This is a genomic window from Frankia sp. Hr75.2 (assembly GCF_949319125.1).
In the GTDB taxonomy this organism is placed as follows: Bacteria; Actinomycetota; Actinomycetes; order Frankiales; family Frankiaceae; genus Parafrankia; species Parafrankia soli.
The window spans coordinates 1-978 of the sequence record NZ_CASGGV010000182.1 but is presented as its reverse complement, the minus strand read 5'-3'; the positions used below and the strand labels follow the sequence as shown (position 1 = coordinate 978).

General features: G+C 69.2%; 2 protein-coding genes. Both read right to left on the bottom strand.

Translation table 11 applies throughout. The features are described 5' to 3' along the window. Positions 1 to 150 precede the first annotated feature (150 nt). Positions 151 to 456, bottom strand: coding sequence for a DUF6221 family protein (locus AC559T_RS14150; RefSeq protein WP_498868990.1), 306 nt, complete (start codon positions 454 to 456; stop codon positions 151 to 153). 75 nt (positions 457 to 531) lie between these two features. After that, the coding region (locus tag AC559T_RS14145; protein ID WP_498868989.1) for a DUF1214 domain-containing protein at positions 532 to 978 on the bottom strand (447 nt) is incomplete at its 5' end.

Here is a 978-nt window from a genome sequence, read left to right as displayed (position 1 = left end):
GCCCGACCCGCCGAGGTCCTCGCCGAAGCCACTCGGCACGTGGCGCCAGACGCGATCACCACCCGGAACGGCGGCCCGTTCCACCTCGACGAATCAATCCGCGCACTCCTGCGAGATCACGCCGCGTGAACCACCATCCACCCGCCCACCTCATCGGCCCGGGGTGATGCCGAGGGTTCGGGCCACAACGGACAAGGTCGGGCAGGGATATACGTCGAGGCAGACAGCGCACTTCCCGTCGACGTCGTGGTGCAGCTCGGTGAGCTCGCGGGCGCCGCTGGTCCAGGGGAGGATGCGGGCCGGGCTCCACTGGGCGATGTGCTCGGCGACCGCGGGCGCGACCCCGGTCATGCCGGCGACCTGGCGGGCGTTCCAGATGGACGCCCCGGGAACATCGCGAGCGGTCTGTTCGAGCTGATCCAGGCGGGCGAGAACATGGGCGCGCAGATCCGTCACGACAACGATCCTGCCGGGGGCCGAAGTCTGGGAAGCCGGACCTTCGGCCCGTCGGTGGGATCCGCCGGGGAGCTGTCAGCCGGGGCGGCTCGCGGCCTTCCGTACCGCAGGCGGTGACCATGCTCCGCACAGGACCGCGGGGTCGGGTTCGTAGAGCCGCATCGTGACACCCAGCGGGCCGAGCGGGGCCGGCAGCCAGTTCGATTCCCGAGCGGATCCGGGGGACGCATGCTGGATATGGAGATCGAGCGATCCGTCAGCGTTGTACGTCAGCGGATCCCTGTCTCCGAGGGCGAACCGGTTGAGCCGGTTGGCCACCTGGAAGCCGTGTTCGTCGTACATCGTGATCGACCAGAACGCGGAGACCGGAGGGAGCTCGTCGCGCTCGAAGCGGAGCACGTAGTCGACGGATCCGTCGAGCGGGTCGCCGTCCGCGTCAGTGAGCAGCAGTGGGTAAACGGCTTCCTCCGCGGGGTTGGCGCCGAGACCGATCATCGCGACGGCGGCCCGTTTCATGTAGTA